Source organism: Pseudomonas sp. PvP027, assembly GCF_017833005.1.
GTDB classification, from domain to species: Bacteria; Pseudomonadota; Gammaproteobacteria; order Pseudomonadales; family Pseudomonadaceae; genus Aquipseudomonas; species Aquipseudomonas congelans.
This window is the reverse complement of sequence record NZ_JAFIBK010000001.1, coordinates 5,681,263-5,695,685: the sequence shown is the minus strand read 5'-3', so window position 1 is coordinate 5,695,685 and position 14,423 is coordinate 5,681,263. Positions and strand designations below refer to the sequence as shown.

At 60.8% G+C, this 14,423-nt stretch carries 16 protein-coding genes; 9 read left to right on the top strand and 7 right to left on the bottom strand.

Going from position 1 to position 14,423, the window contains the following annotated elements:
- The first annotated feature begins 1 nt into the window (after nucleotide 1).
- From JOE33_RS24835 to JOE33_RS24810, 6 genes are all read left to right on the top strand, one after another.
- Nucleotides 2-388: a DUF2934 domain-containing protein gene (locus tag JOE33_RS24835; RefSeq protein WP_010431068.1), complete on the top strand. Its 387-nt coding sequence runs from the start codon at nucleotides 2-4 to the stop codon at nucleotides 386-388.
- A gap of 156 nt (nucleotides 389-544) precedes the next feature.
- On the top strand, nucleotides 545-2,728 hold the full coding sequence (gene glgX, locus JOE33_RS24830; RefSeq protein WP_222943657.1) for a glycogen debranching protein GlgX: 2,184 nt from the start codon (nucleotides 545-547) through the stop codon (nucleotides 2,726-2,728).
- Nucleotides 2,725-3,738, top strand: coding sequence for an acyl-CoA dehydrogenase family protein (locus JOE33_RS24825; RefSeq protein WP_054993866.1), 1,014 nt, complete (start codon nucleotides 2,725-2,727; stop codon nucleotides 3,736-3,738). The genes glgX and JOE33_RS24825 overlap by 4 nt, the downstream gene beginning before the upstream one ends.
- 13 nt (nucleotides 3,739-3,751) lie before the next feature.
- Nucleotides 3,752-4,525: a PIG-L family deacetylase gene (locus JOE33_RS24820; protein WP_187625471.1), complete on the top strand. Its 774-nt coding sequence runs from the start codon at nucleotides 3,752-3,754 to the stop codon at nucleotides 4,523-4,525.
- The gene (locus JOE33_RS24815) at nucleotides 4,522-5,148 is read left to right on the top strand and encodes an SAM-dependent methyltransferase (RefSeq protein ID WP_187625472.1); all 627 of its coding nucleotides are present in this window, start codon (nucleotides 4,522-4,524) and stop codon (nucleotides 5,146-5,148) included. Before JOE33_RS24820 ends, JOE33_RS24815 begins: the two co-directional genes overlap by 4 nt.
- On the top strand, nucleotides 5,117-5,770 hold the full coding sequence (locus JOE33_RS24810; protein ID WP_187625473.1) for a glycosyltransferase family A protein: 654 nt from the start codon (nucleotides 5,117-5,119) through the stop codon (nucleotides 5,768-5,770). The genes JOE33_RS24815 and JOE33_RS24810 overlap by 32 nt, the downstream gene beginning before the upstream one ends.
- Nucleotides 5,771-5,779: 9 nt before the next feature.
- On the opposite strand, the gene JOE33_RS24805 is transcribed toward JOE33_RS24810, so the two are convergent.
- From JOE33_RS24805 to pcaD, 4 genes are all read right to left on the bottom strand, one after another.
- Nucleotides 5,780-6,820, bottom strand: a complete 1,041-nt coding sequence (locus JOE33_RS24805) for a dienelactone hydrolase (protein WP_187625474.1) — start codon at nucleotides 6,818-6,820, stop codon at nucleotides 5,780-5,782.
- A 375-nt stretch (nucleotides 6,821-7,195) separates the two neighbouring features.
- Nucleotides 7,196-7,804: an FMN-dependent NADH-azoreductase gene (locus JOE33_RS24800; RefSeq protein ID WP_010431089.1), complete on the bottom strand. Its 609-nt coding sequence runs from the start codon at nucleotides 7,802-7,804 to the stop codon at nucleotides 7,196-7,198.
- 75 nt (nucleotides 7,805-7,879) lie between these two features.
- Nucleotides 7,880-8,839: a LysR family transcriptional regulator gene (locus tag JOE33_RS24795; protein ID WP_058821904.1), complete on the bottom strand. Its 960-nt coding sequence runs from the start codon at nucleotides 8,837-8,839 to the stop codon at nucleotides 7,880-7,882.
- 80 nt (nucleotides 8,840-8,919) lie between these two features.
- Entirely contained in the window at nucleotides 8,920-9,711 is a 792-nt protein-coding gene (gene pcaD / locus JOE33_RS24790; RefSeq protein WP_187625475.1) for a 3-oxoadipate enol-lactonase, read from the bottom strand.
- A gap of 126 nt (nucleotides 9,712-9,837) precedes the next feature.
- Between pcaD and JOE33_RS24785 the strand changes: the two genes are divergently transcribed.
- Nucleotides 9,838-10,206, top strand: coding sequence for an MmcQ/YjbR family DNA-binding protein (locus tag JOE33_RS24785; protein ID WP_010431097.1), 369 nt, complete (start codon nucleotides 9,838-9,840; stop codon nucleotides 10,204-10,206).
- Here the strand turns inward: JOE33_RS24785 and JOE33_RS24780 are convergent.
- Both JOE33_RS24780 and JOE33_RS24775 read right to left on the bottom strand, forming a co-directional pair.
- A complete protein-coding gene (locus JOE33_RS24780) occupies nucleotides 10,201-10,635 on the bottom strand; it encodes a DUF1294 domain-containing protein (RefSeq protein WP_187625476.1) in 435 nt (144 codons plus the stop codon). The two genes, JOE33_RS24785 and JOE33_RS24780, sit on opposite strands and share 6 nt — an antisense overlap.
- A complete protein-coding gene (locus JOE33_RS24775; RefSeq protein WP_003400617.1) occupies nucleotides 10,632-11,462 on the bottom strand; it encodes an undecaprenyl-diphosphate phosphatase in 831 nt (276 codons plus the stop codon). Before JOE33_RS24775 ends, JOE33_RS24780 begins: the two co-directional genes overlap by 4 nt.
- A gap of 251 nt (nucleotides 11,463-11,713) precedes the next feature.
- Between JOE33_RS24775 and pnuC the strand changes: the two genes are divergently transcribed.
- A complete protein-coding gene (pnuC, locus tag JOE33_RS24770) occupies nucleotides 11,714-12,277 on the top strand; it encodes a nicotinamide riboside transporter PnuC (protein WP_032612709.1) in 564 nt (187 codons plus the stop codon).
- The gene (locus JOE33_RS24765) at nucleotides 12,274-12,819 is read left to right on the top strand and encodes an AAA family ATPase (protein WP_187625496.1); all 546 of its coding nucleotides are present in this window, start codon (nucleotides 12,274-12,276) and stop codon (nucleotides 12,817-12,819) included. Before pnuC ends, JOE33_RS24765 begins: the two co-directional genes overlap by 4 nt.
- On the opposite strand, the gene JOE33_RS24760 is transcribed toward JOE33_RS24765, so the two are convergent.
- Entirely contained in the window at nucleotides 12,796-14,121 is a 1,326-nt protein-coding gene (locus JOE33_RS24760) for a sigma-54 dependent transcriptional regulator (protein WP_096139092.1), read from the bottom strand. The genes JOE33_RS24765 and JOE33_RS24760 overlap by 24 nt on opposite strands.
- Nucleotides 14,122-14,423: the final 302 nt, after the last annotated feature.

The window sequence follows — 14,423 nt, the reverse complement described above, 5'->3', positions numbered from 1 at the left end:
GATGAGTGCCGACGAAAAAAGAATTCGCGACTTTGCTTACCAAATCTGGGAATCGGAGGGCAAACCGTCCGGTCATGACGAACGTCATTGGGAAATGGCGCGCAAGCTGGCCGAAGCCGAAGCACTGGCGCCGAACAAGTCCAGTGTGCGCAAATCGACCAAGCCCAAGCTGCCTGAAGTAGACAGCGCCAAGGCGCCGGCCAAGGGTGCAGCCAAGCCCGCAGCGAAATCGGCGCCTGCGCCAAAGCCTGCTGGTGAAGCCAAGCCCAAACCTGCTCCCAAGGCGGCCGCCAAACCTGCACCCAAGGCCAAGCCCGCTGCAGCCGCTACAACCGATGCCCCTGCCAAACCCGCTCCCAAGAAGCCGCGCAAGCCGTCGAATTCTTGAAACTCTTCTGGCCGCGCACCGGTCAATTAATGCAGGTCTCGCTCTGACCAGAGATGAGGCCTGCTACACCCCCTTGCATTATCGTCAGTATCGGAGCCTGCGGCTCCGATAGCGGTCTTGGCCGCTCAGAAAATCATTCGACGTCAGGAAGTCATCATGAATACGAAGTCCACTACACCGGCAGAAGATAATTCGGCCCCGCTAGACAACCCTGGCAGTACCCCGTCTCGCATTCGTGAAGGACTTCCCTTTCCTCTCGGTGCAAGCTGGGATGGCCTGGGCGTCAACTTCGCCCTGTTCTCGGCAAACGCCACCAAGGTAGAGCTGTGCCTGTTCGACTCCACCGGCGAAATCGAACTGGAACGCATCGAACTTCCGGAATACACCGACGAGATTTACCACGGCTACCTGCCGGACGCGCACCCGGGCCAGATCTACGGCTATCGTGTGTACGGTCCGTACGATCCGAAGAATGGCCATCGTTTCAACCATAACAAGCTGCTGATCGACCCGTACGCCAAACAATTGGTTGGCGAACTGAAGTGGTCGGAAGCGCTGTTCGGTTACACCATCGGCCATCCTGACGGCGACCTGAGCTTCGACGAACGCGACAGCGCCCATTTCGTACCGAAAAGCAAGGTGATCGACGAAGCCTATACCTGGGGCCGTGATCAGCGCGTCGGTACGCCTTGGGACAAGACGATTTTCTACGAAACCCACGTACGCGGCATCACCATGCGTCACCCAGAGGTGGCCGAAGAGCTGCGCGGCACGTTTGCCGGTCTGGGATCAGCCCCGGTCGTCGAGCACATTCGCAAGCTAGGTGTGACCTCCGTCGAACTGCTGCCAATCCATGCCTTCGTCAACGACCAGCATTTGCTGCAGAAGGGCATGACCAACTACTGGGGCTACAACAGCATCGCGTTCTTCGCCCCGGACCCGCGTTATCTGGCAAGCGGCAAGATTGCCGAGTTCAAGGAAATGGTTGCGCACTTGCACCATGCCGGTCTTGAGGTCATCCTCGATGTGGTCTACAACCACACCGCCGAAGGCAACGAGCTGGGCCCTACCCTGTCGATGCGCGGTATCGACAACGCCTCGTACTACCGGTTGATGCCGGACGACAAGCGCTACTACATCAACGACTCGGGCACCGGCAACACCCTCGACCTGAGCCACCCTTGCGTATTGCAAATGGTCACCGACTCCCTGCGTTACTGGGCTTCGGAAATGCACGTCGACGGCTTCCGCTTCGACCTGGCGACCATTCTGGGCCGCTACCATGACGGTTTCGACGAACGCCACAGCTTCCTGGTCGCCTGCCGTCAGGATCCGGTGCTGCGTCAGGTCAAACTGGTCGCCGAGCCATGGGACTGCGGTCCGGGCGGCTACCAAGTGGGCGGTTTCCCACCAGGCTGGATGGAATGGAACGACAAGTTCCGCGACACCGTTCGTGCCTTCTGGAAAGGCGACGAAGCTCAGTTGGCCGACTTCGCTGCGCGCATGACCGCGTCCGGCAACATGTTCAACCAGCGCGGTCGTCGCCCTCAGGCGTCCGTGAACTTCATCACCGCGCACGATGGTTTCACGCTGCATGACCTGGTGTCGTACAACGACAAGCACAACGAAGCCAACGACGAAAACAATCAGGACGGCAGCAACAACAACCTGTCCTGGAACCATGGCGTCGAAGGTCCGACCGAAGATCCGGAAATCAATACCCTGCGTCTGCGCCAGATGCGCAACTTATTCGCCACCCTGCTGCTGGCACAAGGCACGCCGATGATTGTTGCGGGCGATGAATTCGCGCGTACTCAGCACGGCAACAACAATGCCTACTGCCAGGACAGCGAGATTGGCTGGATCAATTGGGATCTGGACGAAGATGGCGAAGCGCTGCTCAAGTTCGTCACCCGCGTGATCAAGCTGCGTCAGACCTACCCGATCCTGCGTCGCAGCCGCTTCCTGGTAGGCGATTACAACGAAGAGATCGGCGTCAAGGACGTGACCTGGCTCGCTCCGGATGGCAACGAGATGAGCGTCGAGCAATGGCACGATGCCAATGGCCGTTGCTTGGGCATGCTGATGGATGGTCGCGCACAGGAAACCGGTATCCGTCGCGCGGGTGCCGACGCCACGCTGTTGCTGGTGGTCAACGCGCACCACGACGGCGTCAACTTCACCCTGCCGGAAGTGCCTGAAGGTACCCATTACGAGTGCCTGATCGACACCAATCAGGATGATGCACGCAGCAAGGAGCACTTTGCCTTCGGTTCGCAATACACCGTGACGCCGCGTTCGCTGCTGCTGTTCGAACTGAAGCGTGAAGACCAGCAATGATTGATGCCTTGAGTGAGTTTCTCGACTGGCGCAAGCACGGTTATGCCGATACGCGTGCGCTGGGCGAGTGCTTGCAGGCATTGGTCAACGAAGGTCTGGATCAGCTTCCCCTGCCTGCCCGCGGTCAGACACTTGAGCGCTGGCGGGCGCTGGCCTGCGTTGCAGGCCACGACCTGGGGTTGTGCAAGTTGTACGAGGGGCACACAGACGCCTTGGCGATCATGGCAGAACTGGGTGCCCCGCCCCCCGAACAATTCAGCACCTGGGGCATGTGGGCGGCAGAGCCGCCGCAGGCACGGGTGAATATCAGCGGCGCAGGCGATGCACTTCGCCTGCACGGCCGCAAGGCATGGTGCTCGGGCGCTGCGGCGCTGAGCCATGCGTTGATCACTGCATGGGACGCCGAACATCGTCAGCAACTGGTTGCAGTGCGCCTTGACCAGCCTGGCGTGCACATGACCAGTGACGGTTGGCGCGCGGTGGGCATGGGCGCTACCGGCAGCATCGATGTGGTTTTCGACAACGCCATCGGTCAAGCGATCGGTGCGCCGGGCGGCTACCTCGACAGGCCTGGCTTCTGGCAGGGCGGCATCGGCATAGCGGCCTGCTGGTACGGCGCATCACGCGCCATCGCGCAGCGCCTGCTGGCCCATGTCGGCAAGCGCGAAGAGCCGCACGCCCTCGCGCACCTTGGCGCCGCGGACGTAGCGCTGCATGCTGCAATCGATGTATTGCGCGCAGCTGCCGTGCACCTGGATCAGGCCCCGACCGACAACGCCGAAATACTTGCCAGACGTTGCCGTGCTTATGTCGAACAAGCCGCCGATCTGGTGATTCAGCATGTGGGCCGTGCCGTCGGCGCGGGTCCTTATTGCAAGGACCCGCACTTTGCCCGGCTGATCACCGACCTGCCGGTTTTCCTGCGTCAGAGCCACGCCGAGCAGGATCTGGCGGCATTGGGTCAGTTGGCCGGCAAGGCGTTGCCTGCGGCACGGACGTGGTCACTATGAGAGCGTATAGAGCATGAGTGAAGGGTTCGTGGTGAGTGATGACGAGTCCGGCCAGGGTACTTCCCTCGCCGTCTGGAATGCTTCGAACAAGCTGCGCGGCCTGCCTGCGATCACCGCCGACTTGCTGGTGCCGACCAATTGCCGAGCCGTGATCATCGCCCCGCACCCGGATGATGAAGTCCTGGCCTGTGGCGGCCTGATGAGCCAGCTGGCACAGCTGGAACGTAACCTGTTACTGATCTCGGTGACCGATGGTACGGCCAGCCATCCGGGCTCCACGCTATGGCCTGTCGATCGTCTGTGCAAAGCCCGGCCAGAGGAAAGCGCCGAAGCCTTGAATCGCCTCGGCATACCTGTGGAGCGCCTGGAGTGGTTGCGTTGCGGCTTTCAGGACGGCGCAGTGGCCGAAGCGGAAGATCAGTTGGCGGCCTTTCTCGAACAGCATCTGGGCCCTGCCGACGTGGTGTTCGCCACGTGGGCAGAAGATGGCCATAGCGACCATGAAGCGGTTGGCCGGGCCAGTGCCAGAGCCTGCGCGACGACTGGGGCACAGCTTCACGAAGTACCGATCTGGGCCTGGCACTGGGCTGATCCTGAAGACCAACGTTTGCCATGGGACAGAGCACGCAAGCTGCTGCTCGATCCGGTGACGCTTGCGCATAAACGCAATGCCGCTCAGGCGTTCACCAGCCAGTTGCAGGGTGATCCGGCAATCGGTCTTTCCCCGGTTTTGCCGGACGCCGTGCTGGAAAGACTGCTGCAGCCCTTTGAAGTGGTGTTCACATGAGCGTCGAGGACAGCTATTTCAATGAGCTGTTTCTCAACAGTGACGACCCGTGGGCATTCAAGCAACGCTGGTACGAACGGCGCAAGCGCGCCCTGACGCTGGCTGCCCTGCCCCGCGAACGCTACCGCTCGATATTCGAGCCCGGCTGCGCCAACGGCGAACTCAGTGCCGATCTTGCCGGGCGTTGCGACGCACTGGTGTGCTGTGACACCTCGAGCCTGGCTGTGGACCTGGCACGCAAGCGTCTGGCCGACCTGCCCCATGCACGAGTGTTGCAGGCGCGGTTGCCGCAGCAATGGCCGCAGGGCGAATTCGATCTGATCGTCTTCAGCGAGATGGGTTATTACCTGGACGCCGACGACCTGCACGGCCTGATCGACCGCGCGCTGTCGGCCCTTTCACCGGACGGCCAGTTGCTCGCCTGTCACTGGCGGCCGGATATCGAAGGCTGCCCGCTGAACGCCCAGGCGGTCCACGACATCCTCGCCGCACGCTTATCCATGCACCGACTTTTCAGTCATCACGAACGGGACTTCCTGCTGGACCTGTGGAGTCGTGATGGAACCTCCGTAGCAGAACAGGAATTCCCCGATGATCGGCATACTGATCCCGGTGCACAATGAAGAGCAGTTACTCGACTTGTGTCTCGAAACGATAAAGCAGGCGGCTGCACACCCCGACCTCAAGGGCGAATGCGTGGAAGTGCTGGTGGTTCTCGACAGCTGCACTGATCGCTCGGCGGAGATCGCACGGGCCCATGGCGTGATGGTTCTCGAAGTGTCGGCGCGCAATGTGGGCCAGGCTCGAGCACAGGGCGCGGAGTTTCTTCTCGACCGGGGTGCACGCTGGCTGGCGTGTACCGATGGCGACAGTACCGTGGCCAGCGACTGGCTTGCCGAGCAGTTGGCGCTGGATGCCGACGCCGTGTGCGGAACGGTAACGCCCGGCGACTGGAGCAATGACATTTCGGCTGCCGCGCAGGCTGCTTACCTGCAGCATTACCAGCACCGTGACGGTCACCGCCATATTCATGGTGCCAATCTGGGCGTCAGCTCGATTGCCTACATCAGCGCCGGTGGATTTCCGGCACTGTCCTGCCACGAAGACGTGCACCTGGTTCGGCAACTGGAATTGATCGGCGCACGGATCGCCTGGAGCTGCCGCCCCAGGGTCACGACCAGCACCCGCCTCGACTCTAAAGCCAGGGGCGGGTTTGGTGATTTTCTGAGTTCGCTGAATGCCTGAACGGCGTGTCTACTGATGATGCGCTGTCTGCATGCCTGAACGGTCATCGTCGGCCGAATTGAGCGCTGTACTGAAGAATCGCACCGCTTCGGCGCTCAGGTTGCGGTGAATATCCTCACGGTCGACTCCGTCAGGGTCGTTACACAGCAACGGCGCACTCGCACGTTGTTCATCACTGCACGGTGCCATGAATACGAAATGCCCTGCCCCGGCCAGTAACTTGTAGTCGGGCGGCTGCGGCAGCTTGCGCGCCAGTGCTTCTGCGTTTCTGTCGATGGCCAGCAACTGATCATCGTCCCCCGCGTACATCAGCACCGGCACATGCACATCACCCAGCGTGTGACGGCCGAACATCAGGCTCAACGGGGCCATCAACATCAGTGCGCCAACCCGCGGATCAGCCTGAGCGTGAAGGTCATCACGGTCTGCGACCAGTTCACCCTGCGTCTTGCAGGCGTCGCGGTCTGTCGGGCGTTCGACGCAGTACTGACGCAGACGCTGCAGATCAGGTTGCGCGCCGGCAAGAATCAGCGCGGTTTCGCCCCCGGCCGAATAACCGATCACGCCCACTTGCCGGGCATTGAGATAGGGGGCCAGCAAGGGGTCAAGCAAGGCCGTGCTGATCGCTTCGGAAATCTGCAGCGGGCGGCCATACAGGTTACTCAGGCTGCCGAGGCGGCTGTGATCACGATCATTGTCGCCTGGATGGACCACGGCAACCACCACAAACCCCTGACGCGCCAGCGAAGTGGCCAGGTCATGCAGCGCCAGCGGAGTGCCGGTGTTGCCGTGCGACAGCAACAGCAACGGGAACCGGCCCATTGCGATAGGTGCCTCTTCACCGGCCTCGACGCGGTAGCCATGAAGGGTGCTCACCTGCTCAGCGGCGGTCGACGGGTAAAAGGCGATGGCCTCGACCGGCTGGGAATCCAGCGGGTCAGGGAAACTCAACTGATGATAGCCCGCGCTCCAGGACTCATCCGCCTGAGCGTGCACCGAAACAAGGCTATCGAGCAGGAAAACCAGCATCACTGCACAAAGACGTACCATGGCAAGGCCCAACCTTTGCAAATCCGGAACCTCGTCCGGACAATCCATCAAGCGCTTGTGTCGAGCCTCATGCTCCAGCGCGCCGTTCCCACCCAGATATGAGTGTTGAAAACAGAAATAGTGCACAAGCCGGGCCATAAACTGCCCGTTGTTTTTTCGCGAGGGCGAATGTTTCCGCCATCCTGACAAGGCAGTGCGCGAAAACCCTAGTCTAATCCCGGAACCGCCCCGCTACCTGTAAGAAAGCTGTCAAGGTTGTCTCCCGTCAACGAGCAGTTCACTGCAACCTGTCGCCATGCAGCAGAAACAAAAAAACTCCACAACCCGGCGGGAACCCCCGCGCAGGTTGTAGAGTTTCGTGCAGACCGCTGTTGATCAGGCCGCGAACAGCTCGTTCTGAATGTAGTGCTGAGCAGCGCTCATGGCGTTGGCACGCGGCTCTTCGCCATACGCCAGGCCGTGGGCACGGACGAACTGCAGGTCGGTGATACCGATGAAGGCGAACAGCGTCTTGAGCAGCTCTTCGTGACCGGTGCCAGTAGGTTGCCCGGCGTGCAGACCACCCGAGGTGGAAACGATAATGACTTGCTTGCCGCCACACAGGCCTTCAGGGCCCGCTTCGGAATAACGGAACGTACGGCCTGCAATGAGAATCCGGTCAAACCAGGCTTTCAACTGGGTCGGAATGGTGAAGTTGTACATGGGTGCGCCGATGACCAGCACATCCGAATCGAGAAACTGCTGCAAGGTGGCTTCATTGCCTGCCACTTCCTGCTGCTGGGCGGCGTCACGGACTTCTACCGGCGTGCCCGCTGCGGCGAGGCTGGCGGCAGAAAAATGCCCAAGCGCGTCGCTGGCCAGATCGCGGTAGGTGACCTGGCTGTCGGCGTGCGCATTCAGGTAGGCCTGGACAACCTCATGGGTCAGCTGACGCGAAGCAGAATGATCGCCGAGGATGCTGGAGTCGAGGTGCAATAGATTCATAAACGTAGCTCCCATAAGAAAATCGCCACTGGGCGATGAAGTGGCGAGCATCCTATCCTTGATCGCAATAGATGATTAGTGGTCTTGAATGCGACTGTTCGTTCTATTAAGAGAACAATAAAGCGAGTCAGGACTGAGGCTCAATTCTTTGAACGAAGTCTCGAACACATCCAGCAGGCCCCTGACGGCCGGAAGCAGGCCACGGCGCGAGGCGAACACGGCATGCACGATGCCGCACTTGGGTCGGTGCTCGCTGAACAGCTCTACCAAGCGTCCGTCCTGCAAGGCTTCCCTGACAATCAGCTCGGGAAGCTGTGCCACACCGACACCCTGCAAGGCAGCCTGCAGCATCATGTCCAGGTCCGAGCTGATGAGCCGGGGCGTGTGGCGTATTTCGGCATAGTGGCCGGGCTGCGTCTCCAGCAACCAGCGGTGCTCGTGATTCGAAGAGGGCATGTCCAGGCTGGGCAGTGTCGACAGCGCGTCGAGAGAAGGCGTTGCCGACAGCCGCGCCGCCAGATCCGCGCGTGCCACCAGACGCTGGGCGCTGTGCCCGAGCTTCTTGACCACCAGCCCGTCGTCTTCCAGAGGCGGAAAGCGCACACGCAGCGCAATGTCGATGTTCTCGGTCAGCGGATCGACGCGTCGGTTGGTACTTTCGACCTGGATCTGAACCTTGGGGTGCTCGGCCGCGAAACGGGCGATGGTCTCGTTGAAGCCCATCGCTGCCAAAGCCGGAGGACAGCTGATCACCACCCTGCCCTGCGGTTCGGATTTGGAACGCAGGATGGCCTCTTCGGCAGCTTCGGCCTCGACCAGCATGGCCACGCAATGAGCGTAATAGTCACGCCCGCTTTCGGTCACCGCGAAAGTGCGGGTCGAGCGGTGAATCAGGCGCACACCCAAGCGCTCCTCGAGCCCGGCAATACGGCGGCTAAGCTTGGACTTGGGGATCCCCAGCTTGCGACTTGCCGGCGCGAAGCCAAGGCACTCGACCACCTGGACGAAATAAAACAGATCGTTGAGATCAAACACCCGGCCACCTCGTTTTCAGAGCCGGGAGTATGCAGCGCCGTGACCCGTGCCTCAAGACCGGGGCTGAGGATCGCGCCGGGTTATTCCGCAGTCAGAAATGCCAGCACCGGCACAGTGAATGCCTCACCCGCCTCGACACTGGACAGGTGGGCCGCGTGCAGCTCGATGAGCTGCGAACCCTGAATCCGTTCGACCATGAGACGTCCGTCCGCCGGGGTCGTTACAGCATCCTGCGTGCCACAGACCACCAGCACCGGCAGCTTGATGGATGCGATCTGCTCCCGGAAATCCGCATCGCGCACAGCCGCGCAATTGGCCGCGTAACCCTGTGGCGAGGTGCGTGCCAGCATGCCGACAACCGTGTCGACCGCAGCGGGCTCGGCGTCGGCGAAGGAAGGCGTGAACCAGCGGGCGATCGAGGCATCGCGCAACGCGACCATGGCTGACTGGCCGTCACGCAGAACGGTTTCGATGCGAGGATTCCAGACATCGGGATTGCCGATTTTGGCTGCTGTGTTGCACAGCACGACCTTGTGCAGGCGCTGCGGCGCATTGATTGCCAGCCATTGACCGATCAGGCCACCCATGGACAGACCGCAGAAAAAAGCCTTGTCGATGTCCAGCGCATCGAGCAGCGCCAACACATCGCGGCCGTTTTGCTCGATGCTGTAACTGCCCTCGCTGACCAGCGATTTGCCATGGCCGCGCGTGTCGTAACGCAATACCTGAAAGTGGCGAGTGAATGCAGGCACCTGGTTGTCCCACATGTGCAGATCAGTGCCCAGGGAATTGGACAACACCAGCACCGGCGCGCCCGCCGGGCCTTCGAGCAGGTAGTTCAGTTGACCATCAGCGAGTTGCACGGCAGACATTCGAGACTCCGGAGAAAGACAAAGCTGCACACTAATGAGTGTCGCAGCAGCATACAATCCGCTGATCGAAGATCCGTGCGGCTATCGAACAGCTTACCGTGCGCCGCCAGAACCCAGGGAGCCCCCATGCCAAAGAGCCCGCAAAAGACCCTGCACAGGGAAGACATCGCCAGCTTCTGCCTCGAACTGCCAGGCGCGCGTGAGGACTACAAATGGGGCGGCGTGCGGGTTTTTTCCGTCGCCGAAAAGAAAATGTTCGCGGTCATGGACCTGGTCGGCGAGGACCTGGCGTTCAAGGTCCACGCGGAATTGTTTCTGGGTTACGTGGATCGCCCCGGCATACGACCTGCGCCCTACCTGGCGCGTGCGCACTGGATCAGCGTGACAGACCTGCAGACGCTGAGCGCCGATGAATTGCGCGATCTGCTGACCCGCTCGCACCAGTTGGTGGTCGGCAGGCTGCCGAAACGGCAACAGATCGGCCTGAAGCTATAACGGCAACAGCTGCCCGAGCCGCTTGCCCAAAAACAGCCAGTCAATCCACAACGCCTGATGCACCACCACGATCAGCCAGAACACAATCTGAAAAGACACCTTGCGGGTCTTGTGCCGGAACACCTGCTGCGCCAACAGCGCGCCGGGCCAGCCGCCGAGCAGCTCGACGCCATGCAGGACGTTTTCCGGTGTGCGCTGGCCCGCGTTGCCAGCCTGTCGCTTGTCATGCCGGTAAAGCACGAACGCCAGCAGGCTCATGACGATCAGGACCAGCGCAGGAATCGGCGTGACCTGCCTCAGCCACAGCGATGTCGTGCCGTAGACCGGTAGCGCACACAGCAGCAACGACACCAGGATCTTCAAGCGCAGTTGCCGGACCGGGGGCCTGCCACGGCTGGCTGGCCGTGGCGACTCACGGTTCGCTGTCATGCCTTGGCCGATGCCCAGTCGATCCAGCCAAACTGCCAGGTCGCCAGAATCAGCAGGCCGAAGGCGATGCGATACCAAGCGAATACCGCATAGCTGTGAGTGGCGATGAACTTGAGCAAACCGCGCACTGCAATCATCGCGAAGATGAACGAAGTGACGAAGCCGATGGCAAACACCGCGAAGTCGTCCGGGCGAAACATGTCACGGTACTTGTAGCCCGAATAAACGGCGGCACCGACCATGGTCGGCATGGCCAGGAAGAACGAGAATTCGGTAGCCGCCTTGCGGGACAGGCCGAACAGCAGGCCGCCAATAATCGTCGAACCGGAACGCGAGGTGCCGGGGATCATCGCCAGGCACTGTACCAAGCCTATTTTGAGCGCATCGCTCCAGCTCATATCATCGACGGTTTCGGTGCGCACGGTGTGCTCGCGGCGCTCGGCCCAAAGCATGATCACCCCACCGATGACCAGCGCCGTGGCCACGGTAATGGCATTGAATAGGTAGTGGTGAATGGTATCGGCGAAAATCACGCCCAGCACCACGGCAGGCATGAAGGCGATCAACAGGTTGAGGGTGAAACGCTGCGCTTGTTGCTGTTTGGGCAACCCCACGACCACGTCAAGGATCTTGCGCCGAAACTCCCAGACTACTGCCAGAATCGCCCCCAACTGAATGATGATGTTGAAGGCCATAGCGCGCTCGCCGCCAAAATCGATCAGGTCGGCGACGATGATCTGATGTCCGGTACTGGAGATCGGCAAGAACTCCGTCAGCCCTTCTACAACACCCAATATCAACGCCTGAGCAGCGGTCCAAAGATCCATCATTCCCCCATGAAGCGATGCCGCAGGCTCGCTGTTTAATGTTGTCGTGTAAAAAATGCTTGCCACTATGCAGCCACATGCCTGAACGAAGCTTGAAGAAACTCGCGCAAATGCAAGGCGCGGAATGCTAGCAGACCTGCACGCACAAAGCCTGCTGACGTAAGCTCTGGCGCAACACAGGCTGCACGCCGCGCGCAGAAGCGCATACAATCGCCGGCCCCGCCTCCCACTACCCTCACCAAGGAGCCGCCATGTCCGGGCTTGAACTCTTCGCTGCCGCCATCGGCGTTATCGCAGTCTGGCTGACAGTGAAGCAGAATCCCTGGTGCTGGCCAATTGGCCTGGTCATGGTGGTGATCTACATCTGGATATTCTTCGACGTGAAGCTGTATTCGGACATGCTTCTGCAGGTCATCTACGCAGGCCTGCAGGTCTATGGCTGGCTGCAATGGACCCGGCACGGTGACGGCCTGCCCGTCAAAGCCGTGAGCACGTTGCAGAACAGTTCGGTGCTCAAAGGGCTGGCGGTCGGCGCCCTCATCAGCGTCGCACTGGGTGCCGGCATGGCGCATTTCACCGATGCGGCACAGCCCTGGCTGGACGCCGCGCTGACCGGGTTCAGTCTGGTGGCGCAGGTATGGATGGCGCAAAAACGCGTGCAGTGCTGGCCGCTGTGGATCCTGCTCGATGTGATTTTCGTCGGCCTGTTCATCTACAAAGCGCTGTACCTGACGGCTGCGCTGTATGGCTTGTTCACCCTGCTGGCGGTGCAGGGCTGGCGCGAGTGGCGCAACGATCTGGCGCTGGCGCGATGAAGGTCCTGGTGCTCACCGGCCCCGAGTCCAGCGGCAAAAGCTGGCTGTCGGCGGAAATACAGCACCGCTTCGGCGGCCTGCTGGTCGGCGAATATGTCCGGCATTTCATCGATCAGCAGGGCCGCGATACCAATTACGTCGATATTCCGGCCATTGCCCAGGGCCAACTGGCCTGGGAGGACGCTGCGCGCGGCGCTGAGCCGAACTTGCTGATACTCGACACGCACCTGTTGAGCAACATGCTCTGGAGCCGCACCCTGTTCGGCGACTGCCCTGCGTGGATCGAACAGCAACTGCTGAGCCGCAACTATGACCTGCACCTGCTGCTGTCGCCCGAAGGCGTCGACTGGATCAGCGACGGCCAGCGTTGCCAGCCGCAGTTGGGTGAACGCCAGGCCTTTTTCGACGCCAGCCGGGAATGGCTGGAACATCACCGACGGGCTTATCGGGTACTGGGCGGCAACTGGGAGCAGCGCCGCGAACAGGCGCTGACTGCTGTATCGCAGCTGTTGGGTGATTCAACGGATCTGGTGCTTGTGTAACAGCCGATAAAACGTCGGTCGCGAAATACCCAGCACTCTGGCCGCCACACTCAGATTGTCACTGTGGCGCGTCAACACATCGCACAACGCCTGACGCTCGGCGCGGGACTTGTAATCCTCCAGCGTCCCCATGCTGCCGACACTGTCCTCCTCACCCAGCAGGCCCAGATTTGCCGCTTCTATCTGCCTGCCTTCGGCCAGCACCAGCCCGCGCCGAACGCGACCGGCCAGCTCGCGGACATTGCCCGGCCAATCGTGCTTGCCCAGCGCCACCAGCGCATCCTGACTGAAACTGCGCGCCCGCCTGCCCGTTTCCTGACTGTACAAATGAGCGAAATGGTTAGCCAGCAACGCCAGATCGCCATGGCGCTCGCGCAGCGGCGCTACACCGACCTGCAGCACATTGAGCTGGTAATACAGGTCCTCGCGAAAGCGCTTTTTGCGTACAGCCGTTTCAAGATCCTCGCGGGTAGCGGCCAGCACCCGCACATCCACTGCAATCGGTTCGCCGCCGTCCGCGCGCTCGATCTGCCGGTCTTCGAGAAAGCGCAGCAGGCTCGCCTGGGTATCCAGAGGCAGCTCACCGACCTCGTCGAGCAACAACGTGCCGCCGTCTGCGGCTTCAAGCAACCCGCCCCTGCGCTCTTGAGCATCATCAAACCCGCCGTCCTCATGACCGAACAGCACGGTGTGGATCGACTGCCCGTCAGGCGCTGCGCAATCAACCACAATAAAGGGTTTGTCGCGTCGCAAGGACTGAGCATGCAGACTGCGGGCGATCAGTTCCTTGCCTGTGCCCCGCTCGCCCCTGATCAATACCGGCGAATCGGTGGGCGCCAGTTTGCTCAGCAGCCGGCGCAGTTCACGGACAGGCCGACTGTCGCCGAGCAGCTCGGGTTCCGCGTTGAATTGCGACGGCGCGCCCTGCTCTTGCGGGTGCCCGGCCGTAAACGCCCTGTCCAGCGAGGCGTACAGCCGGCCGGCATCGAAAGGCAACGTGTGAAAATCGAAAAACCAGCGGCAGACGAAATCGCCGATTTTCTCGCGCCGCAGATCACTGGCCGACAGCACTGCAATCCAGCGTACGGGGCTGTTGACGAAAAGCGCCTGGAGCCTGGGCAAGTGTTCAAAATGATCGGACGTCAGGTGAATCAGGCCTACATCACAATCAGAAATGATTGCCGAAGCCGATGGGCTTTCCTGCACCGTCCAGCCGGCTTCTATCAGAACAGGGACCAATGGATGACAGTCGTCACCGCCGTCGAGCATTAACAGACGTCGTGTTGGGGCCGATCCATGCATGAAGATTCCTTGGCGCCCGGCGTATGGAGGGATTTTTAAAAGCTTTTTATAAACAGTCTGTTGGCGAGCCCAACCATCACCCTAGCAAATATTTGACGCGGCGTTGTACCGTTTGGATCTAACGCTCATAACCTGCTGTCATTAACGCGCCAGCTGTCCAACCTTCCGGCCAGAGTCAGCCCTGCACGCACGCCATCGAAAATAATTCGCAAATATTTTCACTGAACGGTGTGACTCATGCCCCCTTGTCGTTCATCAACACAAGTAACCAGCCGGACGGTCAGCCCGCCGCCGTGACTGAA